Origin of the sequence: Streptomyces venezuelae, from assembly GCF_008642335.1 — a bacterium.
GTDB lineage: Bacteria > Actinomycetota > Actinomycetes > Streptomycetales > Streptomycetaceae > Streptomyces > Streptomyces venezuelae_F.
In genome coordinates, this window is the sequence record NZ_CP029191.1 from 6,975,965 (window position 1) to 7,000,005 (window position 24,041).

The following is a 24,041-nucleotide window of genomic DNA, read 5'->3' on the forward strand; positions in this document are numbered from 1 at the left end:
CCACACCCCGCACCCCCGCACTGTGGTGCCCGCGACCATGGGAGGACCCGCCCCCGCTTCCCTAGCGTTCCGGGCATGACGAGCGAAGACTTCACCGGCCGGTCCGTCCTCGTGACCGGCGGCGGGAGCGGCATCGGGCGGGCCTGCGCCGAGGCGTTCGCCGCCGGCGGCGCCCTGGTCCATGTCGTCGACGTGGACGCGGAGTCGGCCAAGGCGGTGGCCGACGCGGTCGGCGGGGTGCCGCACGCGGTGGACCTCACCGACGCGGCCGCGATCCCCGCGCTTCCGACGGCCGTCGACATCCTGGTCAACAGCGCGGGCACCCAACACGTGGCGCCCATCGAGGCGTTCGACCCCGCCCGGTTCGAGCAGCTTCAACGGCTCATGGTCACGGCGCCCTTCCTGCTGCTCAAGCACTGTCTGCCGTACATGTACGGGCGGGGCTGGGGCCGGGTCGTGAACATCTCCAGCGTGCACGGGCTGCGGGCGAGCCCGTTCAAATCCGCGTACGTCGCCGCCAAGCACGGGCTGGAGGGGCTCAGCAAGGTGGCCGCGCTGGAAGGCGCCCCGCACGGGGTGACCAGCAACTGCGTGGACCCCGGCTACGTCCGTACGCCCCTGGTCGAGGGCCAGATCGCGGACCAGGCCGCCGTGCACGGCATCGCGCCGCGGGACGTCGTCGCGGACGTCCTGCTGGACCGCTCCGCGATCAAGCGGCTCATCGAACCGGCGGAGGTGGCGGAGGTCGCGCTCTGGCTGTGCGGGCCGCACACGGGGTACGTCACGGGGGCATCGCTGCCGGTGGACGGGGGGTGGGGGGCGAGCTGACGCGGCTCCCCGAGCCTCCCCGAGGAAAACCCTGGGTTCGCCCGTGGGGCCAAGTGGTTGAACGGCGGAACCACCGGCTCGATGCGGTCGCGGAGTGGCCGGTCGTGCGGGCATACGCCCCATCCGCCCCGCCCGCCCCGTCGGACCCGGTCGCCCACCCCGGCCCCCGTACCCGGACTCCAGGGTTTTCACGGTCGCCCTCGCCCGCGCGCGGGGCCAAGGTGTACCCACGGCCGCGGAACCGAGGCGGACCTGAAAACACCGATGGGGGAAAGAGATCCGGTGACCGGACGTACTACGGGGGTGTACGAACGGTGGTCCGTTCAGGATCGGGGGAGCGACCGTCGCGAGGGCGGGGGACGGGGGTGCCCGACGGCACCCCCGCTCGGGTGCGGAACGTCTCCGTGACCGGGCGCGCTCCACTGCCGCCGTCGAGGTTGTGGGTCCCCGGACGACGGCGTGAAGTGAGCCCGCGAAGCGGGCGGGTCGACCCCGGCGGTTCGGTCACACACCGAACCGCCCACGCCCTTGTCGGCAGCGGCTCGCGTCTGCGGCGCGTACCGGTTCTGCCGCGTGCTTGCCGGCAACGGCGCTGCCCGCGCCGTTGCCGTGAGCGAAGTGGTCCGCGGCCTCCTGGCGCACCGGACCGCCCCACGTCCCCGCCGCGCAACACCAGGCCCGCACACGCGGGTTCACCACCGTCGGCGCGTTCGTCGGCATACCAGAACTCCTCTCCCTCACGGCTCCCGCAGGACACCCCATGACACCCCCCGCCCCCACCCTCGCCCCCGCACGCGGGGCCCCACCCCCCGGCCCCGAGACCGGTCTGTTCTCCCTGCTCGATCTCACCGTTGAGACCGTCGGCCGACTCGTCGAACGAGCGCTGGAGTTGCATCACGACCCGGCCGCCCACACCCGCCCCCTGTCCGGCGCCGCGCTCGGCATGCTGTTCGCCCTGCCGTCCACCCGGACCCGCACCGCCTTCACCGTGGCGGCGGTCCGTCTCGGCGCCGCCACCGTCGCGTACGGCCCCGGCGATCTCCACCTCTCGGCAGGCGAGGCCGTCGAGGACACGGGACGGTCGCTCGGCGGCATGCTGGACGGGCTCGTGGCCCGGCCCGCAGGGGCGCTCGACGACCTGCGCCGCCTCTCCCGCCACGGACACCTGCCCGTCGTCAACGCCATGACGCCGGAGGAACATCCCACCCAGGGGATCAGCGACCTCGCCACGTTGCGGCTCACGCTGGGGAGCCTCGACGGGCTGCGGCTCCTGTACGTGGGGGAGGGCAACGGCACCGCGACGGCGCTCGCGCTCGCCCTGTCCGGCGTCCCCGGCTGCGAGGCCACGTTCGCCTGCCCGCCCGGCCACGGCCTGCCCGACGGGTTTCTGGTGACCGCCAGAGAGCGGGCCGCGCACGTCGGGGCCACCTTCAGCTGCCGCGACTCGGCCCGTTCCCTGCCCGCCGGCGTCGACGTCGTCTACACGTCCCGCCGCAGAACCACCGGCACCGGCGAGTCCGACGCCGCGTGGCGCGAACGGTTCCGGCCGTTCCACGTCGACGAGGAGTTCATGACGCGCCGCCCCGGCGCCCTGCTCCTGCACGACCTGCCCGCGCACCGTGGCGACGAGGTCTCCGGCGCGGTCCTCGACGGCCCGAGGTCGGTGGCCTGGACGCAGGCCGCCATGAAGCTCAGCGGCGCCATGGCCGTCCTCGAATGGGCCGTGGGCACCCAGGACACCCGGGACGGCGAAGAGACGAAAGCCGGGCTTTGAGCCGTCCAGGTCCGTCAGCCGGTCCGTTCCGCGTTGAGCTGAGGTATCTGTTCGAAGACGGCGACGGCATCCTCGCGCCAGTGCGCACGCCAGGACGCGGCCTCCGCCGCGGCGGCCGTCCCGTACCTCTCGATGGTCTCCTGTAGGTGTACGTCGACCTTGTGGTCCAGTGCGATGGTCCGGAGCCGTTCGAAGGTCTGCGGATCGGCGTCGGGGGAGCGGAGCGCGGCCCGCACAGCGGCGTGTGCGCTGCCGCTGGTCGCGGCCAGCAGCGCCCGGGTGACATAGGTGTGGCGGCCGGCCCGCACGTCCACGCCGAGGGGCTTGCCGGTGAACCGCGGGTCCCCGAAGAGGTCGAAATAGTCGTCGCGGATCTGTCCGCCGATGCCGGCGAGGGCGGCGTAACGGCGCAGGCTCGGCTCGTGGGCGGAGGGGTCAGCGCCCGCGGCCAGGAGTCCCAGGCGCAGGGGAGCGAGAACGGTGTAGCGGGCGGTCTTGAAATCGGAGACGCTGTCCAGGAGTTCCTGGCCGGGGTCGGGCAGGAGATCGCGTTCCAGGTCCAGGACCTGGCCGAAGACGGTGTCGGTGGAGGCTTCCAATTGGACCTGGAGCATGGCCTGCTTGAGGGCGGCGGGAAGGTCGGCCTCCAACAGCACCCGCAGGGACAGGAAGCCCGCGAGCTCGCCGACCATCATGGCCATCCCCAGCGCGCTCTGCGGGCGATCGGGCAGATCCTCCCGGCAGGCGTACAACGTCGAGGGACCCCCGCGTTTGACCGGCGCGTCGTCGATGATGTCGTCGAGGATGATCGAGTGGCTCTGCAGCAGTTCCAGACTCAGGGCGGTCTGCGCGAGTCCGGGCACCTCGTCCTCGGTGACCAGGCGGGCCGCCTCGTACAGCAGCGCCACGCGCAGCCGTTTGCCGCCCCGCAGCGACAACTGCGCCAGCAGGTCCAGGCAGCGGGGTGCGAAACGGCTGAGGGGCGGCCGTTCGAGGCTGTCCGACAAGTCGGCGAAGTACTGCGCGAAGGCCGCCTCGAACCGCTGCCGGTGCCCGGCGACACGTGCCAAGGCGGTCGAGAGGCTGGTGGGGTTCGTGCCGTGCAGGGACATTCGGGGCCTTTCCGCTGGGTTCGAGGCCCAGCATGCCAGCGCCGGTGATCTTGCCACCCAGAACCCCGACCCTCCCCCGGAACGGTCAGCCGCCAGACGCCCCCGCAGCCCCGGACACCCCCGCCGTCTCCGGCCCCTCCGACGCCTGGGCGAGCAGGCGGACCAGTTGGGCCCTGCGGTGCACCCCGTCGAGCTTGCGGTAGATGTTGCTCAGGTGGAACTCGACCGTCTTGACGCTCAGGAAGAGGCGTTCGGCCACCTCGTGGTTGGTCAGGCCCCGGCCGACCACCAGCGCGACCTGCAGCTCCTGCGGGGTGAGGCGTTCCAGCGGCGCGCGCTCGGGGCGCACCTCCGTGCCGCCCGCCGCGTGCAGCTCGGCCGCCACCCGTGCCGCCCAGCCCGTCGCCCCGAGCCGCTCGAACGTGGCGAGGGCCCGCTCCAGGAGGCGCCGCGCCTCGCTGCGCCTGCCCTGCCTGCGCAGCTGCTCGCCCCACGCGAACTCGGTCCGCCCCCGCTCGAACGGCACCGGACGCTCGGAGAGCAGCGCGAGGGAGCGCCGCATGTGCCGCGACGCCGCCTCCGGGTCACCCGGTTCGAGCAGGCCCCGGCAGCGCGCCGCCGCTCCCGCTGTCACCGGTCGGTGGCCGCGGCCCGCCTCGTACTCCAGGACGTCCAGGACGTCACGCGCCTCGTCGGTCCTGCGCAGATGGACGTACGCGTCCGCGAGGTCCGCCGCCCAGGTGAGGTAGAGGCCGTCGCCCCGACCGTGGCGCTGCGAGAACGCCCGTACCTCCTCGAGGTGGTGGACCGCCTCCTCGAAACGGCCGAGGCCCAGCTCCAGGAGGCCGAGGCCGCCGAGCGCCCGCGCCGCGTCCATCGGCAGCTCCGTGGAGCCCGCCCACTCCATCGCCTTCGCGGCGTGCCGCCGGCAGTCCTCCTCGCGGTTCAGCGCCGCCTCGGTCTTGACCAGGGCGGCGAGCCCGCGCGACACCTCGATCAGCTGCCCGCTGGCCTCCGCGAGCCGCACCGCCTCGTCGGCGTGGGCGAGCGACGGCGTCCAGCGGCCCCGCCAGAACTCGACGACGGACAACGTGCACAGGAGGTGGGAGAGGAGACCTACCGCGCTGGAGCCGCGTGCCGTGTACGCGGCGCGGTCCAGCATGCCGTGTGCCTCGTCGAGTTCCTCGGCGGCGAGGTGGCACAGGCCGCCCACCCCGGCGAGCGGGTAGGGGAAGGCGGGGTCGGGGGAGGCGAGGGGTTCCGCCAGTTCGCGCAGGAGTGCGCGGCCCGCTTCCGCGTCGCCGCCGAGCAGCAGCACCAGGGTGCGCAGGAGACGTACCGGAAGCAGCGTCTCGTGCGCGGAGTCGGCGAGTTCCATGGCCGCGGCGGAGGTGCCGCGGGCCGCGGTGAGGTCGCCGACCGCGAGCTCGGTGAGCGCGATGCCGCCGAGCATGACCGCGGCGAGCGCCGGGTCGACCTTCTCCGCCTCGTCGACGGCCGATTTGAGCAGTTCGCGCGAGCGCGTCGGACGGCCGCGCTGTACGTCCAGGTAGCAGCGGAGCTGACGGATGTCGAGCTGGGTGCCGAGCTGTTCTGCGTGTTCCAGGGCGCGGTCGAGGATCGCCGCCGCTTCGTTGAGGGAGCCCGCGGCCTGTGAGGCGCGGGCCGCGCACAGCAGCCGCTCCGCCTTGCGCTGCCCCTCCGGGGTGAAGCGCGCGGCCCGCTCGTACAGCCGGGACGCAAGGGGGTAGGCGAGGGTCTCGGGGGCGCCGGACGCGGCGTTCTCAAGGAGGGACGCCACGTGCTCGTCGGGTTCGGCGCCCGAGGCGGCGAGGTGCCATGCGTACTGTTCGAGGGCCGGGGCCGTCGCTCCTTGCAGGGAGCGGGCGATGGCGTGGTGGGCGCGGCGCCTGCGCACGGGGGTCGCGCCGTGGTAGACCGCCGAGCGCACGAGCGGGTGCCGGAAGGCGTATCCGTCGCGTTCCTCGACGACCAGGCCCGCGTCCTCCGCGGCCTCCAGCGACTCGTAACTGAGGCCGTGCGCGCGCAGCGCCGCCTCCGTGCCCGCCAGCGGGCGGGTGCCGAGGACGGCGAGGAGCAGCATCGCGTCCTGCGCCTCGGCGGGCAGCCGGGCCACCGCGCTGCCGAAGGTGTGGGCCAGCATCTCGCCGATGGGCAGGGGCGCCCCGGACCCGTCGCCCGCGTCGTCGCCCGCGCCGCTGCCCGCGAGGAGCGCGGGGAGTTCGATCAGGGCGAGGGGGTTGCCGCGGGCCTCGGCGAGCAGCCGGTCCGCCTCCTGGGCGGTGAGTTCGGCGGTGCCCTTCTCGGCGATCAGCCGGTGCGCGGACTCCGCGTCGAGCCCCGTGAGCGTGAACGTCTCGACGGAGGCGAGCCGCGACATCGCCTCCTCCTGCTCGTCGCGGGCGGTGAACAGGACGACGACGCCCTCGCGGCTGAGCCTGCGGGTGGCGAAGGCGAGCGCGTCCAGGGAGTACGGGTCGAGCCACTGCGCGTCGTCGACGGTGACCAGGACCGGGCCCTCCTCGGCGAGCGCGCCGAGCAGGCTGAGCGTGCCGGCGGCCACCGCGAAGCGGTCCTGGGCGACGGCGGGTCCGAGCGCGAGCGCGCCGGTCAGCGCGGCGCCCTGCCGCTCCGGTATGCGGTCGAGGGCGTGCAGGACGGGGCGGAGCAGATCGGCGAGGCCCACGTACGGCAGGTCGGACTCGACCTCGACGCCGCGCGTGCCGAGCCGCAGCAGGTCGTCGGCCTGCTCGGCGACGTAACCGACGAGGCTGGTCTTGCCGATCCCGGCTTCCCCGCGGATGAGCAGGGCGCCGCTCTCGCCCCCGCGTGCCTTGTCGATGAGGGCGAGAAGACGAGCGCATTCCGCGGAACGCCCCAGGAGCATGCATAAAGCGTACCGGCGGTACGCGACTTCGGAACGGCGCGGAAGGGAACATATCTTTTCTTGTCGGGCCGCGCCTCTGTCAACCGTCGACGCCCCTCGCTACCCTCCGCGCATGATTCCCACGGTGGTCTGGGGCACCGGCAACGTCGGCCGTGCGGCCGTGCGCGCCGTCGAGGCCCATCCGGAGCTGTCCCTCGCGGCCGTACTGGTGCACAGCCCGGAGAAGGTGGGCCGTGACGCCGGTGAACTGGCCGGTCTGGCAAGGGCGTTGGGCGTGCCCGCGACCGACGATGTCGAGGCGGTCCTCGCCGGCCGGCCGCGGGCCGTCGTGTACGCGGCCTCCGGTGATCTGCGCCCCGACGAGGCGCTCGCCGATGTCGTCAGGGCGGTGCGGTCCGGCGCCGTCGTCGTCACGCCCGCGCTGTACCCGCTCTACGACCAGCGCAGCGCGCCCCCGGAGTTCAGGGACCCGGTGCTCGCGGCCGTCGCCGACGGCGGGGGCTCGCTGTTCGTCTCCGGCGTCGACCCCGGCTGGGGCAACGACATCCTTCCGCTGCTGGTCAGCGGCCTCGGCTCCACCGTCGACGCGATCCGCTGCCAGGAGATCTTCGACTACTCGACGTACGACCAGGAGGACTCGGTCCGCCATCTGATCGGCATGGGGCACCCCATGGAGTACGAGCCGCTGATGCTCGCGCCCTCCGTTCCGACCATGGTGTGGGGCGGACAGATCCGGCTGATGGCGCGGGCCCTCGACGTACAACTCGACGAGATACGCGAGACGTTGGACCGGCGGGCGCTCGACACCGCGGTGCGGACACGGACGATGGGGGAGTTCGCCGCGGGCACGCAGGGCGCGGTGCGCTTCGAGGTGCAGGGCATCGTCGGGGGCGAGCCGCGCATCGTCATCGAGCACGTCACCCGCATCCATCCGTCCTGCGCCCCGGACTGGCCGGTCCCGCCCGACGGCGGCGACGGCGCCCACCGCGTGATCGTCGAGGGCCGGCCGCGCATCGAGGTCACCGTCGAGGCCACCGACGAGGACGAGAACCGTTCCGCGGGCGGCAACGCGACGGCCGTGGGCCGCCTGGTGAACGCCGTCGACTGGCTCGTGGCCGCCGACCCCGGGCTCTACGACGCGCTCGACGTCCCGCTGCGACCGGCAGCCGGCCGACTGGGAAGGAAGTGACCCATGAGTGGTTCCCTGCGCATCGACATCCCCGAGGGCGAGGACGCCATCCCCTATGTGTGGGGCGACATGGTCCCCGGGATCGGCGCCGCGGCGTCCAACTTCTCGCTCGCGGTGTACGCCCATACCACCCTCGGCCTGCGTGAGTTCGAGGCCGCGCGGCTGCGGATCGCCCAGATCAACGGCTGTGTCTTCTGCCTGGACTGGCGCACCGAGCGCGACGGGCAGAAGGTCGAGGACGGTTTCGAGGACGCCGTGACCCAGTGGCGCACCACCGACTCCTTCGACGACCGCACGAGGCTGGCCGCGGAGTACGCCGAGCGGTACGCCCTGGACCATCACCACCTGGACGACGCGTTCTGGGCGCGGATGACCGCGCACTACAGCCAGGCCGAGATCGTCGAACTGAGCATGAGCATCGGGTCGTGGCTCGCGTTCGGCCGGCTCAATCACGTGCTCGGCCTCGACACGGTGTGCGTGCTGCCCAAACCCTGACCGCGTGCGGAACGGCGCTCATGAAGTGCGGGAGCGTTCACAGGTCGGTCGCGATGATCTTCTCGATGTTGCGTTCGGCGAGCGCCGTGATCGTGACGAACGGGTTGACGCTGGTGTTGCCGGGGATCAGGGCGCCGTCGATGACGTAGAGCCCCGAATAGCCCTGTAGTCGCCCGTAGTTGTCGGTGGCCTTGCCGAGCACCGCGCCGCCCAGCGGGTGGTACGTGAGGTGGTCGCCCCAGATCTTGTACGTGCCGAAGAGGTCGGTCCGGTAGATCGTGCCCTCCTTCGCGTTGATCTTGTCGAAGATCGTCTTCGCGGCGTCGATCGACGGTTGCTTCCAGGCGGTCTGCCAGTTCAGTTCGGCCCGCTGCGCCGCGGCGTTCCAGGTGAACTCGGCGCGGTGCGGGTTCTTGGTGATCGACAGGTAGAACGAGGCGTACGTCTCGATGCCGGTGGGCAGGGGCGCGACCTCCGCGAAGGCACCGCCCGCGGCCCAGTTGTCGATGCCGGCGGTGGGGATGGACGACTGGAGCTTGCCGGTCGCGTCCCACATGTGGTTCGCGCGGCCGCACATGACGTTCCCGTTGTCGCCCCAGCCCTTCCCGATCTCGCCGTTGAGACGGGAGAGCGCACCGGTGGCCTTCAGCTTGACCAGGAGCTTGCTGGTGCCGACGCTGCCCGCGGCGAAGAACACCTTGTCGGCCGTCACGGACTTGGTGGCGGTGGTGGTGCCCTCGGTGTCGATCTGGTCGATGGTGACCGTGTAGCCGCCACCGCCGGCCGGGGTGACCGAAGTGACCCTGTGCAGCGGCGAGATGGTGACCCGTCCTGTCGCCTTGGCCCGCGCGAGGTAGGTCTGCTGGAGGGACTTCTTGCCGTGGTTGTTGCCGTAGAGGATCTCACCGGCGAGCGCGGACTTGGGGACGGTGCCGGCCTGCTCCTTCTCCATGTAGTCCCAGTCGTAGACGTCGGGCACGAAGACGAACCCGAAGCCGGAGCGCTGGGCGTGCTTGCGGCCGACGCGCGCGTACTGGTAGCACTCGGCGGTCTCGAACCAGTCCGGGTCGATGGTGGCCACGCCCAGGCCCGCGTTGGCGCGCGGGTAGTAGGTGCCGTACATCTCGCCCGCGTCGACCGTGGGCAGCACCGCGCCGAAGTTCTCGCGCCGCGGCGTGACCGCCATGCCGCCATTGACGAGTGAGCCGCCGCCGACGCCCCGGCCCTGGTAGACGATGATGCCGCCGAACTCCTCGGCGTCCAGGATGCCGGTGTGGCGGGGGACGTTCTTGTCGAGCGGGAAGCCCAGGAAGTTGCTGATGGGCTGCTTGGTCTTGGTCCGGAGCCAGTAGGAGCGGATGTCCGGGCTGGTGGTGTTGGCGAAGATCTTGCCGTCGGATCCCGGGGTGTCCCAGGCCTTGCCCATCTCGATCAGGTGGACGTCGACGCCCGCCTCGGCGAGCCGCAGCGCGGCGACGGAGCCGCCGTATCCGGAGCCGATCACGAGGGCGGGGACATGGGCGCCGTCGGCGACGGGGGCGGACGCGGTGGGCGCGGCCGTCCTGGCGTGGGCCTGGGAGGTGACGTGGCCCGCGAGGGCGGCGGCGCCGAGAATAGAACTTGTTCCTGCGACAAATCTTCGACGTGACAGGCCGTCAGAAGCGGGGCTACGCTTGGGTGTAGGGCTCATGTGACCTTCCTCACTCTTGGCTGAATCGAAACGAGTTCTACTGCGGCCCGCGTGGGAAGTCACGCCATACCAAAAAGTAACTTCTGTCCGATCTTGCACCCCGCGTGGTGTCCGGTCACACCACCGGGCGCACAACCATGGTGCTCCGCCATATACGCCACTGATCTGCGGTTTCCTACCTTGTGCCGGTACGGAAGCGTCCCCGCAGAACTCCTGGAAGTGGTGCACATGGCGTCGCAAGGAACCTCGCAAGGAACCCCGCAAGGAACCGCCCCGCCCGCCCGCGCCGGCATCGTCCGCATCGTGGCCGCGAGCCTCGTCGGCACCACCATCGAGTGGTACGACTTCTTCCTCTACGGCTCGGCCGCCGCGCTGGTCTTCAACAGCCTCTTCTTCCCGTCCAGCGACCCCCTGGTCGGCACGCTGCTCTCCTTCCTCACCTACGCGGTGGGCTTCGCGGCACGCCCCCTGGGCGGCGTCGTCTTCGGCCACTACGGCGACCGGATGGGCCGCAAGAAGCTCCTCGTCATCAGCCTGCTGATGATGGGCGGCGCCACCTTCGCGATGGGCCTCCTCCCCACCCACGCGACCATCGGCGTCGGCGCGCCCGTCCTGCTCACCGTGTTGCGCCTGGTCCAGGGCTTCGCCCTCGGCGGCGAGTGGGGCGGCGCCGTCCTCCTCGTCTCCGAGCACGGCGGCGACAAGAGCCGCGGTTTCTGGGCGTCCTGGCCGCAGGCGGGCGCCCCCGGCGGCAACCTCCTCGCCACCGGCGTCCTCGCGCTCCTCGCCGCCGTCCAGTCCGAGGAGGCCTTCCTCGCGTGGGGCTGGCGGGTGCCGTTCCTGCTCTCCGGGGTGCTCGTGATGATCGGCCTGTGGATACGGATCTCCGTGACCGAGTCGCCGGTCTTCCTGGAGGCGCAGCGCAAGGCCGAGGCGGCGGCCGCCGCGGGGGCGCAGGAGAAGCCGCCCGTTGTCGAGGTGTTCCGCAAAAGCTGGCGCGAAGTGCTCACCGCGATCGGCACCCGGTTCGGCGAGAACATCTCGTACTACATCCTCACGGCCTTCGTCCTCGTCTACGTCACCGTCCACCTCGACCTGCCGAAGAGCGACGCGCTCAACGCGGTGCTCATCGGATCCGCGTTCCACTTCGTCACGATCCCGCTGTGGGGCGCGCTCTCCGACCGCGTCGGGCGCCGCCCGGTGACCATCGTCGGCGCGCTCGGCATGGCCGGCTGGGCCTTCGCGTTCTTCACCCTCATCGACTCGCGCTCGTTCCCCGTCATCGCGCTCGCCGTCACCGTCGGGCTGCTCTTCCACGGCGCGATGTACGGACCGCAGGCCGCGTTCATCTCCGAGCTCTTCGACACCAAGGTCCGCTACTCGGGCGCGTCGATGGGCTCCCAGCTCGCCTCGATCATCGGCGGCGCGCTCGCCCCGATCATCGCCGTGGAACTCCTCAAGGACTACGACTCGGCGCTCCCCGTCGCCCTCTACATGAGCGCGGCGGCCGTCGTCACCGCCGTCACCGTGCACTTCGCCAGGGAGACGAGGGGGCGCGACCTCGCGGCGGACGAGACCGCGGACCCCGCACCGGCCCCGGCACCGCAGCGCGAGGGCACCGTCCCCCTCAACAGCTGACCCCACCCGCCTGCGCCGCATCCCGAGCAGGCCATCGACCGCACCCACCCCGCCGGGAGACCATCGCCCCATGCTTCCCACCACCCAGGGCGCGGGCCACGCCGAACCCCAGGCCGGGCTGCGCGGACTGCTCGACCTGCTCGACCGGGGCGCGCCCGCCGAGGAGTTCGCGCGCCCCGCCGCCCGCGCCCGCGAGGCCGGTGCCTCCACCGAGGATCTCGCCGTCCTTGAGGAGGCCACCGACGTCGCGCTGCGCATCCACCACACCCTCGGTACGCACCGCCGCCGCGAGGCCGAGCTCACCGCCCTGTTCGACACCGCGAGCGACCTCGCCGCACTCCGCGACCCCGACGCCGTGCTCCGCGCCATCGTGCGGCGCGCCAAACTGCTCCTCGGCACCGACGTCACGTACCTCTCGCTCAACGACGAGACCGCGGGCGACACCTACATGCGCGTGACCGACGGCAGCGTCGCGGCCGCCTTCCAGCAGCTGCGGCTCGGCATGGGCGAAGGGCTCGGCGGGCTCGTGGCCCAGACCGCCCGCCCCTACGTCACCCACGACTACCAGCAGGACCCCCGCTTCCATCACACCGACGCCATCGACAGCGCCGTCCTCCAGGAAGGGCTGCGGGCCATCCTCGGGGTGCCGCTGCGCCTCGGGTCGCGCGTCATCGGCGTGCTGTACGCCGCCGACCGCGCCGCCCGCGAATTCGCCACGGAGGAGATCGTGCTGCTCTCCTCCCTCGCCGACCACGCCGCCATAGCCATCGACGGCGCCCGCCTCCTGGAGGAGACCCGCGCCGCGCTCGTCGACCTCAACGCCGCCACCGAGACCATCCGCGCGCACAGCAGGGCCATGCGCCGCGCCGAACAGGCCCACGACCAGCTCACCGACCTCGTGCTGCGCGGCGGCGGCGCCGACGAGGTCGCCGACGGCATCGCCGCGCTCCTCGACGGCGGCGCCCTCATCCACGACGCGGACGGCGTCGAACTCGCCCGCACCGGCACCGACCCGCTGCCGCCGCCCGCACCCGCCGTCGCCGCGTCCCGCGCCAGCGGACGCGCCGTACCGCAGGACGGCACCTGGGTGTGCGCCGTCCTCGCCGGACCCGAACTCCTCGGCAGCATCGCCCTCACCGGACGCCCCGAACTCGCCGACACCGACCGGCGCCTCTTCGAGCGGGCGAGCATCGTCACGGCCCTGCTCCTGCTGCTCCGCAGGTCCGTCGCCGAGACCGAGGACCGCGTACGCGGCGAACTCCTCGGCGACCTGCTCGCCCCCTCCGGCGACCCCGCGGGACTGACCGGCCGCGCCCGCCGCCTCGGCGTCCGGCTCGACCGGCCCCACGGCGTGTTCGTCGCCCACAGCGAGAGCGCGCCCCGGCCCCGGCTGCTCGCCGCCGCCCACCGCGCCGCCCGCACCCACAGCGGCCTCGCCGGACTCCACCACGACAACGTGGTCATCGTGACCCCGGCCCTCACCCCGGGCGCCGACGCCGCCGACATCGCCGCGGCGCTCGGCCAGACCGTCGGCGCCCCGGTCACCGTCGGCGCCGCGGGCCCCGCCACCGGACCCGCCGGACTGCCCGCCGCACACGCCGAAGCCCTGCGCTGCCTCTCCGCGCTGCGCGCCCTCGGCCACACCGGACACGGCGCGGCCCTCGCCGACCTCGGCTTCGTCGGACTGCTCATCGGCGAACAGGCCGACCTCGGCGGCTACGTCAGAGCGACACTCGGCCCCCTCCTCGACTACGACGCCGAACGCGGCACGGAGCTCGTGCGCACTCTGGAGGCGTACTTCGGGCAGGACCGCAGCCTCACCAGGGCCAAGACGGCGCTGCACGTCCACGTGAACACCGTGGTGCAGCGCCTCGAACGCGTGGCGCGGCTCCTCGGCGACGACTGGAACACCCCCGCCCGCACCCTGGAGATCCAACTCGCCCTGAGACTGCATCGGTTGACGCCACCCGGGTGAGTTGTCACATTCCCGGCTGTTGGATCCGTCACCCATGCGACCTACCCTGGAACCGCCTGAAAGGGAGTCGCATGAGCGGACGCATCGAGCGCACCGGGACGACTGCACGACCTCCACGGCCCGGCAAAGGGGAGCGGATCGCCGACTGGGCGGACGGAAGACTCGGCATCAACACCCTGGCCAAGAGCCAGATGCGCAAGATCTTCCCCGACCACTGGTCGTTCATGTTCGGGGAGATCTGCCTCTACAGCTTCATCATCCTCATCCTGACCGGCACCTATCTGACCCTCTTCTTCGACCCGAGCATGTCCGAAGTGACGTACGACGGGGTGTACGTACCGCTCAAGGGCATCCAGATGACCCGGGCGTACGAATCCACGGTGGACATCAGCATGGAGGTGCGCGGCGGCCTCCTCATCCGGCAGATCCACCACTGGGCCGCGCTCGTCTTCGTCGCCGGGATGCTCGTGCACATGATGCGGGTGTTCTTCACCGGCGCGTTCCGCAAGCCGCGCGAACTCAACTGGATGTTCGGCTGGACGCTGCTGTTCCTCGGCATCATCACCGGCCTGACCGGCTACTCGCTCCCCGACGACATGCTCTCCGGCACCGGCATCCGCTTCGCGCAGGGCGCCATCCTCGCCACCCCCGTCATCGGGACGTACCTCTCCTTCTTCCTCTTCGGCGGGGAGTTCCCGGGCGAGGACATCATTCCGCGGCTCTACCCGATCCACATCCTGCTGCTCCCGGGCATCATGCTGGGACTCGTCGTCGTCCACCTGATCCTGGTCTTCTACCACAAGCACACCCAGTTCGCCGGGCCCGGCAAGACCGAGAAGAACGTGGTCGGGGCGCCGCTCCTGCCCGTCTACATCGCCAAGGCCGGCGGCTTCTTCTTCCTCGTCTTCGGCGTCCTCGCGATCATGGGCGCGGTCGCCACCATCAACCCGGTCTGGCTGATGGGCCCCTACCGCCCCGACCTGGTCTCCACCGGCGCCCAGCCCGACTGGTACCTGGGGTTCTCCGAGGGGCTGATCCGGGTGATGCCGGGATGGGAGATCAACGCCTGGGGTCACACGCTCAACCTGGGCGTCTTCATCCCCTTCATGCTGTTCCCGGCGATCCTCCTCGCCATCGGCGTCTACCCGTTCATCGAGTCCTGGGTCAAGGGCGACCGGCGGGAACACCACATCGCGGACCGGCCGCGCAACGCGCCCGTGCGCACCGGCCTCGGCGTCGCCTGGCTCGCGCTGTTCGGCGTCCTCATGGTCGGCGGCGGCAACGACCTGTGGGTCACCCACTTCCACCTCTCCATCAACGGCGTCACGTGGTTCGTGCGCATCGGCGCCTTCGTCGTGCCCGCCCTCGCCTTCCTCGTCACGCACCGGATCTGCCTCGGCCTGCAGCGCAAGGACCACGAGAAGGTCGTGCACGGCAGGGAGACCGGCACGATCCGACGCCTCCCGCACGGCGAGTACGTCGAGATCCACGAACGCCTCCCGCAGTCCGAGCTGTACCGCCTCACCGCCCACGAGCAGCCCCGCCCCTACGAGTTGGGTCCCGTCGTCGACGCCAACGGCGTCACCCGCAAGGTCCGCCCCGCCGAACGCCTCCGGGCCCGCCTGGCCCGCGCCATGTACGGCCCCAAGGCACAGGTCCCGAAGGCGACACCGGAAGAGTTCCTGGCGGTCCAGCGAGGGGAGGGCGATCACCACTGAGGGCGCCGCCGCGCCGCCTCGGTTAGCCTCGCAGCGTGATGGCATCCGAGAACACTCCGAAGCTGCTCGCGATCAGCGACCTGCATGTGGCGTACGCGGAGAACAGGACGTACGTCGAGACGATACGGCCGCAGTCGGACGGGGACTGGCTGATCGTGGCGGGCGACGTCGCCGAGCGCATGGCCGACATCGAGTGGGCGCTGCGCACGCTCGCCGGGCGCTTCGCCAAGGTGGTGTGGTCGCCGGGCAACCACGAACTGTGGACGCCGAAGGACGACCCGGTCCAGCTGCGCGGAGAGGAGCGGTACCAGCACATCGTCGCGTTCTGCCGCGGGTTGGGCATCGCGACGCCCGAGGACCCCTACCCCGTGTGGGACGGCCCCGGCGGCCCCGTCGTGGTCGCCCCGCTCTTCCTCCTCTACGACTACACCTTCCGGCCCGAGGGCACGCACACGAAGGAGCAGGCGCTGGAGGTCGCCCACGAGGCGGGCGTCGTCTGCACGGACGAGTACTTCCTGCACCCCGATCCGTACGCGACCCGCGACGACTGGTCCCGCGCCCGCGTCAAGCACACCGAGGAACTCCTCGCCGCGCGCCCCGCGGGTCTGCCGACCGTCCTCATCAACCACTGGCCGCTGCTGCGCGAACCCACCCGCATCCTGCGCTACCCCGAGTTCGCCCTCTGGTGCGGCACCGAACGCTCCGCCGACTGGCACGTGAAGTACGAGGCGGCCGCGGTCGTCTACGGCCACCTGCACATCCCGCGCACCACCGTGCACGACGGCGTGCCGCACATCGAGGCGTCCGTCGGCTATCCCCGCGAGTGGCGCAGGGACTTCCACCCCGACCCGCATCTGCGACAGGTTCTTCCGGTGCCGCCGGCGAAGGACTGAGAGCCCGTCCTTTGATCGTCAGGGCTGTGCGGGCAGTGGTCTGCGGGCGAGGAGTTCGGCCAGGCCCTGGCGGGTGGCCGCCAGGACGACACGGTCCTCGGGGTGCAACACGTAGTCCGGGTCGAGCTCCCACTCCAGGCCCGAGGAGAGGCCCGATTCCTGGTCCGACGCGCGTTCCAGTGCGACGACGCGCCACGCGCCCGGCCGGAACACCTCGGAGATCTTGCGGCCCGTCAGCTGCGGCTGGAGCGAGACGTCGAGCGCCGCGAAGAGCAGCACCGAGCGCTCGACGGGCAGCGCGCCCAGGATCTGGCGGCCCATCATCGCTCCGGCGAAGGCGGGCGCGGCCAGCGCCGACACGCTGCGGCTGCGGGTGAGGGCGCCGGGGTGCGCGGCGCGCAGGGTGCGGTAGACGGCGGTCGCGAACTCGTCGTCGTACAGGCGCAGCGCCACCCGCAGGTCGGGCTTCACCGACCGTGCGTACAGGGCCGCTTCGAGGTTTATCGTGTCCGCGCTGGTCAGCGCGAGGAGCGCGTGTGCGCGGTGCACCTTCGCCGCCTCGAGGACGCCTTCCTCCGTCACGTCACCGATCACGGTGGGCACGCGCAGCCGCCGCGCCAGGGAGATGCCGCGGGCCTCCGGGTCGGCCTCCACGCACACCACGGGGATGTCCAGCTCGCGGAGCCGGGCGAGGACTCGCGTACCGATCTTGCCGAGGCCGAGCAGGACGACGTGGCCCGAGAGGCCGCGCGGCGGGCGGCGCAGCGAGGACGCGGTGCGGAAGGTGCCGAGGGCCTCCAGGACGGCGGCGAAGAGGATGGGCAGGAGCAGCAGTCCGACCAGACCCGCGAGGAGCTGGAGGATCTGGCGGCTCATCGGGCCTTCGGTCGCCGGATCGTTTATCGAGAACAGGTCGAGGAGCGTCAGATACGTGGCGTGCAGCGGCGTGGTGTCCTCGGTGGTGACGATCGACGCGATGGCCATGCCGACGACGGCCGCCGCGAACCCCGCCACCGACCAGCGAAGGCGACGCGAGAACAGCTCGCGCAGCGGCACGCCGCGCCCCGCGAGGAACCCGGGCGGCGGTGCGGACCCCGAGTACGAGACCGTCTCGAGGACCAGCGCGCCCCGGCCGGGAGCGGCGGCGACGGCGTCGTCGTCCGGCAGCAGCCGGGGCCCCGCGCCGGCGCCCGCGTCGTCCGAACCCTCCGCGCCCGCCGGGTCGTTGGCGGTGGACGAGAGCAGCGCGAGGGTGGCGAGGCCGCGCGGCGCCACCTGGCCCGGCGCCGGGGGAGTGCGCTCCACGGCGCGGAGCAGCAGCCCGTCGGCGTGCACGACCTTGCTGGTTCCCGCGACCGCGGTGGCCGCGAGGGCGGGCGCCGCGGTGTCGGCGTCGGACAGGACGGTGACGCTGGCGTCCGTCGTCGCCAGGCCCGCCACCGCCGCGGCCTGGTCGAGCAGCTCCTCCACGTGCTGGCCGAGCTTGCGGTTGTACAGCCGCATCACCAGGCGGAGACGGGGGTTGAGGCGCCGCGCGGCGAGCGCCGCACGGATGTTGGTCTCGTCGTCGTCATGCATGAGGGCGAGCGCGGCGGCCTGCGGGACGCCCGCGTCGACGAGGACGTCATCGGTGAGCTCGGGGGCCTCCACGGTCCGGGGCAGGTCGGCGGCGGCGCCTTCGCCGGCGCCGTGCCCGTTCCCGTGCGGGGAGCCGTTCCCGTTCCCGATTCCGCTTCCGGTGGTGCGTGACACCGCGGCGGTGATACGGCCGATCAGTGCGGTCGTCAGGGCCCGGCCCGTCGGCCGGCTCGGCTCGCCGCCCCCGGACGGCACGACGAGGACGACCTGTTCGCCGTAGACACCGCGGAGTTCGGCGGCGAGCCGGTGGGCCAGGACGTTGTCACCGCCGCACACGACCATGTGGCCGGGGGCGGGCGGCGCAGGACGCTGTGGAGGGAACGAAGATGCGTACGACACAGACAGAAGAGTGCCGCACCGGGCCCGACGGTTCCTGGAGGCGTGGAGGGGGCACGGCACGGCAATACTGACTGATCCATCAGTCAGAAGCACAATTCGTGCCCGGAGGCCTTACGGAGGAGGTGTTTTCATGACGGCTCTCGCCAGTGCGTTGCGGTTGTCGCAACGTGCGGGTAGGGTCGCCGACCATGGAGTACGACCCCGAGGTGGCGGACCGCGTCCGCAAAGTCATCGCCGATGCCGGAGTGACCCAGCGCGAATTCGCCCGCCGCATCGTCATGGACCCCTCCAAGCTGTCCCGGTCGCTCGGCGGCACCCGGCGCTTCACGGCGGCGGAGCTCGCCCGCATCGCGGACACCGGCGGGGTCGACGCGGGCTGGCTGCTCGGCGCCGCCGGTGTGCGTGCCGAGGCCGACCGGTCCGCGGAGCCCGCCGCGCGGCGCGAACGTGCCGTGGCGCCCGAGGGCGGCCGCCCCCTGCAGATCGTCCGCGAGACCGTCCGCCTCATCGCGGAACGCGGCTTCCACGCCGTCCGTGTCCAGGACATCGCCGCGGCCTGCGACACCAGCACCGCCGCCATCCACTACCACTTCCCGGGCCGCGACGACCTCCTCGAAGCCGCGGTGCGCTGGTGCATGGACGAGGACACGGCGCGCCGCGCGGCCCGGGTCGCGGACGCCGCCGACACCGCCGACGAACTGCGTCAGCTCATCGAGCTGCAGATCCCCCGCACCCCGCAGCAGCGCTGGCAGTGGCTCGTCTGGCTCGACCTGTGGGCGGAGGCCGCCCGCTCCACCGCCATGGGCCGGCTGCACGCCGACTACTACCGGCAGTGGCGCACCACCGTCGCCGACGTCATCCGCCGCGGCATCGCCGAAGGCGTCTTCCGGCTCGCCGACCCCGAAGCGGCCGCGCTGCGCCTGACCGCGCTGATCGACGGCCTCGCCACGCAGGTACTCGCCTCGGCACCGGACGCTCCGGGCGCGGGCCCGGACGACATGCACGAGTCCCTCATCGCCTACGTCGACGCGACGCTGACCGCGCACTGACACCTCGTACGCGCACAGCGCGCCCATACGAACCGTGAGAAAACGCCCCCCGTAACACCCGACCTCCGAGGGAGAGTTCCGCATGCCCGTGAACGACAACGTCATCATCACCGCCGCCCTGACCGGCGCGGGCGACACCGTCCGCAAGAGCCCGCACGTGCCCGTCACCCCCGAGCAGATAGCCACCTCGGCGGTCGAGGCCGCCGACGCGGGCGCCGCCGTCGTCCACATCCACGTACGCAACCCCGAGACCGGCGAGCCCTCCCGCGACCCGCGCCTGTACCGCGAGGTCGTCGAGCGCATCAAGGAGACCGGTACCGACGTCGTCATCAACTTGACCGCCGGCATGGGCGGCGACCTCGTCATCGACCCGATCGTGCCGCTGCAGGACCTCGGTGAGCTGCCCGGCACCGACCTCGTCGGCGGTCTGGACCGCCTCCCGCACGTCGAGGACCTGCTGCCGGACATCTGCACCCTGGACTGCGGCTCCCTCAACTTCGGCGACAACCTCTACATCTCCACGCCCGACATGCTCCGCCAGGGCGCCAAGCGCATCCAGGAGCTCGGCGTCCGCCCCGAGCTGGAGATCTTCGACACGGGCCAGCTGTGGTTCGCCAAGCAGCTCCTTGCCGAGGGGCTGCTCGACAACCCCACCGTCTTCCAGCTCTGCATGGGCATCCCGTGGGGTGCGCCCGCCGACCCGGGCGTCCTCCAGTCCATGGTCAACATGCTGCCCGAAGGCGCCCAGTGGGCCAGCTTCGCGCTCGGCCGCATGCAGATGCCGTGGGTCGCCCAGTCCATCCTGCTCGGCGGCCAGGTCCGCGTCGGCCTGGAGGACAACCTCTACCTCGGCAAGGGCAACAAGGCGACCAACGCGCAGCTCGTCGAGCGTGCCGTGCAGATCACGGAGAACCTTGGCTCGCGCGTCGCCACGCCGGACGAGGCCCGCCAGAAGCTTGGTCTCAAGCCCCGCGCCTGACAACGAAGCCCCCCCCACAGAGGACACCACCATGAGCAGCAACGCCATTACACCCCCCGAAGAAGTCCGCCGCGTAGCCTGTGTCGGCGCCGGAGTCATCGGCGGCGGCTGGGTCGCCCACTTCCTGGCCCGCGGCTACGACGTCACCGCCTGGGACCCCGCCTCCGACGCCGAGCGGAAGCTGCGCCGCCTCGTCGAGGCCGCCTGGCCCGCCCTCACCCAGCTCGGGCTCGCCGACGGCGCCTCGCAGGACCGCCTCACCGTCACCGCCACCCTCGAAGAGGCCGTCGCCGACGCCGAGTTCGTGCAGGAGAGCGCGCCCGAGAAGCTGGAGCTCAAGCGCGACCTGCTCGCACGCCTCGACGCCGCCGCCCCCGCCGGTGTCGTCATCGCCTCCTCCACGTCCGGCTACCCGATGACCGACATGCAGACCGAGGCGGCGACCCCGGGCCGCCTAGTCGTCGGGCACCCGTTCAACCCGCCGTACCTGATACCCCTCGTCGAGGTCGTCGGCGGCGAGCGGACCGACGCCGAAGCCGTGGCGTGGGCGTCGCGCTTCTACGAGGTCGCGGGCAAGTCCGTGATCACCATGAAGAGCGAAGTCCCCGGGTTCATCGCCAACCGCCTCCAGGAAGCCCTGTGGCGCGAGGCCCTGCACATGGTCGCCAACGGCGAGGCCACCGTGCGGGAGATCGACGACTCCATCACCGAGGGCCCCGGCCTGCGCTGGGCTTTCATGGGCCCGATGCTCACCTTCGCGCTCGCGGGCGGCGAGGGCGGCATGGCCCACATGCTCGACCACTTCGGCCCGTCCCTGAAGTCCCCGTGGACGCGGCTCGAAGCGCCCGAACTCGACAAGAAGCTGTACGACGCCGTGGTCGTCGGCTGCGACGACGCGGCGGACGGCCGCACCATCGCGGACCTCGTCGCCGAGCGCGACCAGGGCGTCATCGACGTCCTGCGCGCCACGGGCCGCCTGAACGGAGGCACCAAGTGAGCGAGTCGCTGCCCCTGGCCCGGCACCGGGTCCGTCCCGAGTGGATCGACTACAACGGCCACATGAGCGAGGCCTTCTACGTCCTCGTCTTCGGCTACGCCACGGACGCCATGATGATCGAGACGGGCCTGCACGCCGGCTACCGCGAGTCCACCGGCTGCTCCCTCTACACGGTCGAGGCGCACGTGCGGTACCTGAACGACGTCTCCGAGGGCGCCCGCCTCGCCGTCCGGACCCGTCTGCTGGGCACGGACGCGAAGAAGGCACGCTTCACGCACGAGATGTACGTGGTGGAGGACGACGGCGACGAACCGGCCCCGGACGCGTCCCCCGTGGCCACGACGGAACTGCTCGCACTCCACGTCGACCAGAACGCGGGCCGAGCGGTGCCGTTCCCCGCGGAGATCCGCGCACGCCTGGAAGCTCTCACGGAACCGGCCCCGGACTGGGCAGGCCGTTCCATCGCCGAGGTACCCCGGACGACCTAGCTTTGCGGTCAGCCGGTCGTCGGCTTGTACGCGTACACCGCCGTCGTCACCAGGCACGGCGCGGGCGGCACCACCTCGACGCGCAGGGTGCGGCGCGCGGCGTCGTAGTCGATGCCCTCGGTCTCGAACGAGCCCGAGCAGATGCTGCGCTGCGGGACGGCGAAGAGGCTCGCGACGCGGCCGGTCACCGGCTTCCCGTCGAGCTTCCGCTCCAGGTCGACCTGGAGCACCGGCCTGTCCTCGGGCCAGAGTTCCTTGGACGCGTCGTTGGAGGCGCACACCAGACGCGTGTCGGAGACGAAGTCGCAGCCCTGGATGTCGCGCACCGGCTTGTCGAGCGTGATCTGCCCGGCCTGGGGGAGCGCGCCGCCGGCCGGCGGGGTCGAGGGGTTGAGGAGGGGCGCGGGGAACACCTGGAGGCGGTTCTGGTCGCCCCACTCGCCGGACACCAGCCACTGGTCGTCGGGGGAGACGGCCGCGAAGGAGTTGTTGAGCTTCTCGCCCGCGTCGAGCCGGTGCTCGTAGAGGTGCCGCTTGCCGTCCGGCGCGGTGACGGCGAACATCTTCGACCGCGCGTCGTCGCCGCCCTGGTAGGCGTCGAAGGTGTGGCCCTTCGCGATGTCGGGGTCGCCTATGTGCCCCCAGCCCTTGACGCGCAGGTCGAGGGGTATCGAGCCGAGACCTCTGTAGAGGAGGCTGCCGTCCGCGCGGCTCGCCAGTCCCTGACTGCCGGTCAGGGAGTTGACGTGCGAGGTGCCCGACTCCTGCCAGCCACCGGGTGCCGCGGGCGCGGCCGAGGCGCCGCCGCCCGTCATCACCGCCAGTGCGACGGCGCCGAACAGGGCGGTTGATGCCTTCCAGACGGTCATCTGACGCTACCTCCGTGGGGGTCGTACGCGGATACGTACGTGGGGTCGAGTCGCTGCCGCGTCATCGTACGTAACGTGAGCCCCGGTGATAACGGTCCAACGGAAGGCGGTTCGGAGATGCAGCTGACAATCCTGGGAGGGGGCGGGTTCCGCGTGCCGCTCGTGTACGGGGCGCTCCTCGGCGACCGTGCCGAGGGCCGCGTCACCGACGTCGTCCTGCACGACCTGGACGCGGCGCGGCTCGGCGCCGTCACCCGCGTACTCGCCGAACAGGCCGCCGGTATCCGGGACGCGCCCACGGTCACCGCCACCACCGACCTCGACGAAGCCCTGCGCGGCGCCGACTTCGTGTTCTCCGCGATCCGTGTCGGCGGCCTGGAGGGGCGCGCCGCCGACGAGCGCGTCGCCCTCGCCGAGGGAGTCCTCGGCCAGGAGACGGTCGGCGCGGGCGGCATCGCGTACGGCCTGCGCACCGTGCCCGTCGCCGTCGACATCGCCCGCCGCGTCGCCCGGCTCGCCCCCGACGCGTGGGTCATCAACTTCACCAACCCGGCGGGCCTGGTCACCGAGGCCATGTCCCGGCACCTCGGCAACCGCGTCATCGGCATCTGCGACTCGCCCGTGGGCCTCGGCCGCAGGGTGGCCCGCGTGCTCGGCGGCAACCCGGACGAGGCGTTCATCGACTACGTCGGCCTCAACCACCTCGGCTGGCTGCGCGGCCTGCACCTCGGCGGCCGCGACGAACTGCCCCGCCTGCTCGCCGACCCGGCGCTCCTCGGCTCCTTCGAGGAGGGCAGGCTCTTCGGCACGGACTGGCTCCAGTCGCTCGGCGCGATCCCCAACGAATACCTGCACTACTACTACTTCAACCGCGAGACCGTACGCGCCTACCAGGAGGCCGAGCAGACCCGCGGGGCCTTCCTCCGCGACCAACAGGCCCGGTTCTACGCGGAGATGGAACGCGCGGACGCCCCCGCCCTCAAGACCTGGGACTCCACACGCGCCGAGCGAGAGGCGACGTACATGGCGGAGAACAGGGACGCGGCCGGAGCGGGGGAGCGGGCCGAACAGGACCTGGAGTCCGGCGGGTACGAACAGGTCGCCCTCGCCCTCATGCGGGCCGTCGCACGCGACGAACGGGCGACCCTGATCCTCAACGTCCGCAACGGCACGACCCTCGCCGCGCTCGACGCGGACGCCGTCATCGAGGTGCCGTGCTCCGTCGACGCCAACGGCGCCCACCCGATGTCGGTGTCCCCCCTCCCCGGACACGCCACGGGTCTGGTGTGTGCGGTCAAGGCGGTTGAGCGCGAGGTGCTCGCGGCGGCGGACAGCGGTGCGTCGGCCACGGCCGTCAAGGCGTTCGCGCTGCACCCGCTGGTCGACTCGGTGGCGGTGGCCCGCCGTCTGGTCGACGGCTACCGGGCGGTGCATCCCGGCCTCGCGTACCTGAGATGATCAC

Annotated in this window: 18 protein-coding genes; 13 read left to right on the plus strand and 5 right to left on the minus strand. The window is 72.0% G+C overall.

Translation table 11 applies throughout. The features are described from left to right. Positions 1-75 precede the first annotated feature (75 nt). A complete protein-coding gene (locus tag DEJ49_RS31240; protein ID WP_150187211.1) occupies positions 76-828 on the plus strand; it encodes a 3-hydroxybutyrate dehydrogenase in 753 nt (250 codons plus the stop codon). A gap of 760 nt (positions 829-1,588) precedes the next feature. Further along, positions 1,589-2,602, plus strand: a complete 1,014-nt coding sequence (locus DEJ49_RS31245) for an ornithine carbamoyltransferase (protein WP_150187212.1) — start codon at positions 1,589-1,591, stop codon at positions 2,600-2,602. Positions 2,603-2,616: 14 nt separating this feature from the next. Here the strand turns inward: DEJ49_RS31245 and DEJ49_RS31250 are convergent, their stop codons facing one another. Together DEJ49_RS31250 and DEJ49_RS31255 are read right to left on the minus strand one after the other, a co-directional pair. Next, positions 2,617-3,714 (minus strand): polyprenyl synthetase family protein, encoded by a 1,098-nt coding sequence (locus DEJ49_RS31250; protein ID WP_150187213.1) that lies wholly within the window; start codon positions 3,712-3,714, stop codon positions 2,617-2,619. Between the two features lie 85 nt (positions 3,715-3,799). After that, positions 3,800-6,622 (minus strand): helix-turn-helix transcriptional regulator, encoded by a 2,823-nt coding sequence (locus tag DEJ49_RS31255; protein ID WP_150187214.1) that lies wholly within the window; start codon positions 6,620-6,622, stop codon positions 3,800-3,802. A 112-nt stretch (positions 6,623-6,734) separates the two neighbouring features. On the opposite strand from DEJ49_RS31255, the gene DEJ49_RS31260 reads away from it, so the two are divergent. Together DEJ49_RS31260 and DEJ49_RS31265 are read left to right on the plus strand one after the other, a co-directional pair. Further along, positions 6,735-7,811, plus strand: coding sequence for a dihydrodipicolinate reductase (locus tag DEJ49_RS31260; protein WP_150187215.1), 1,077 nt, complete (start codon positions 6,735-6,737; stop codon positions 7,809-7,811). Between the two features lie 3 nt (positions 7,812-7,814). Beyond that, positions 7,815-8,306 carry a carboxymuconolactone decarboxylase family protein gene (locus DEJ49_RS31265; protein ID WP_409234350.1) on the plus strand — a complete coding sequence of 164 codons (492 nt, stop codon included), beginning with the start codon at positions 7,815-7,817 and terminating at the stop codon, positions 8,304-8,306. Positions 8,307-8,343: 37 nt separating this feature from the next. On the opposite strand, the gene DEJ49_RS31270 is transcribed toward DEJ49_RS31265, so the two are convergent. Then, positions 8,344-9,996 (minus strand): GMC oxidoreductase, encoded by a 1,653-nt coding sequence (locus DEJ49_RS31270; protein ID WP_150187216.1) that lies wholly within the window; start codon positions 9,994-9,996, stop codon positions 8,344-8,346. Between the two features lie 228 nt (positions 9,997-10,224). On the opposite strand from DEJ49_RS31270, the gene DEJ49_RS31275 reads away from it, so the two are divergent. From DEJ49_RS31275 to DEJ49_RS31290, 4 genes are all read left to right on the plus strand, one after another. Then, entirely contained in the window at positions 10,225-11,634 is a 1,410-nt protein-coding gene (locus tag DEJ49_RS31275) for an MFS transporter (RefSeq protein ID WP_150187217.1), read from the plus strand. A gap of 70 nt (positions 11,635-11,704) precedes the next feature. Continuing rightward, positions 11,705-13,609, plus strand: coding sequence for a helix-turn-helix domain-containing protein (locus tag DEJ49_RS31280; RefSeq protein ID WP_150187218.1), 1,905 nt, complete (start codon positions 11,705-11,707; stop codon positions 13,607-13,609). Between the two features lie 71 nt (positions 13,610-13,680). After that, positions 13,681-15,327: a cytochrome b gene (locus tag DEJ49_RS31285; RefSeq protein ID WP_150187219.1), complete on the plus strand. Its 1,647-nt coding sequence runs from the start codon at positions 13,681-13,683 to the stop codon at positions 15,325-15,327. Positions 15,328-15,365: 38 nt separating this feature from the next. After that, positions 15,366-16,220, plus strand: coding sequence for a metallophosphoesterase family protein (locus DEJ49_RS31290; RefSeq protein ID WP_150188594.1), 855 nt, complete (start codon positions 15,366-15,368; stop codon positions 16,218-16,220). 18 nt (positions 16,221-16,238) lie between these two features. Here the strand turns inward: DEJ49_RS31290 and DEJ49_RS31295 are convergent, their stop codons facing one another. Continuing rightward, positions 16,239-18,140 (minus strand): potassium channel family protein, encoded by a 1,902-nt coding sequence (locus tag DEJ49_RS31295; protein ID WP_150188595.1) that lies wholly within the window; start codon positions 18,138-18,140, stop codon positions 16,239-16,241. A gap of 245 nt (positions 18,141-18,385) precedes the next feature. Between DEJ49_RS31295 and DEJ49_RS31300 the strand changes: the two genes are divergently transcribed. The 4 genes from DEJ49_RS31300 (at position 18,386) to DEJ49_RS31315 (ending at position 21,710) form a co-directional block, all read left to right on the plus strand. Beyond that, positions 18,386-19,246, plus strand: coding sequence for a TetR/AcrR family transcriptional regulator (locus tag DEJ49_RS31300; protein ID WP_150187220.1), 861 nt, complete (start codon positions 18,386-18,388; stop codon positions 19,244-19,246). Between the two features lie 82 nt (positions 19,247-19,328). After that, entirely contained in the window at positions 19,329-20,225 is an 897-nt protein-coding gene (locus DEJ49_RS31305) for a 3-keto-5-aminohexanoate cleavage protein (RefSeq protein WP_150187221.1), read from the plus strand. A 31-nt stretch (positions 20,226-20,256) separates the two neighbouring features. Then, positions 20,257-21,222, plus strand: coding sequence for a 3-hydroxyacyl-CoA dehydrogenase NAD-binding domain-containing protein (locus tag DEJ49_RS31310; RefSeq protein ID WP_190329503.1), 966 nt, complete (start codon positions 20,257-20,259; stop codon positions 21,220-21,222). Further along, complete coding sequence (locus tag DEJ49_RS31315; protein ID WP_150187222.1) at positions 21,219-21,710, plus strand: thioesterase family protein; 492 nt, start codon at positions 21,219-21,221, stop codon at positions 21,708-21,710. The genes DEJ49_RS31310 and DEJ49_RS31315 overlap by 4 nt, the downstream gene beginning before the upstream one ends. Positions 21,711-21,718: 8 nt before the next feature. On the opposite strand, the gene DEJ49_RS31320 is transcribed toward DEJ49_RS31315, so the two are convergent. Continuing rightward, positions 21,719-22,579: a hypothetical protein gene (locus tag DEJ49_RS31320; protein WP_150187223.1), complete on the minus strand. Its 861-nt coding sequence runs from the start codon at positions 22,577-22,579 to the stop codon at positions 21,719-21,721. 117 nt (positions 22,580-22,696) lie between these two features. Between DEJ49_RS31320 and DEJ49_RS31325 the strand changes: the two genes are divergently transcribed. Beyond that, positions 22,697-24,037 carry a 6-phospho-beta-glucosidase gene (locus tag DEJ49_RS31325; protein WP_150187224.1) on the plus strand — a complete coding sequence of 447 codons (1,341 nt, stop codon included), beginning with the start codon at positions 22,697-22,699 and terminating at the stop codon, positions 24,035-24,037. Positions 24,038-24,041 lie beyond the last annotated feature (4 nt).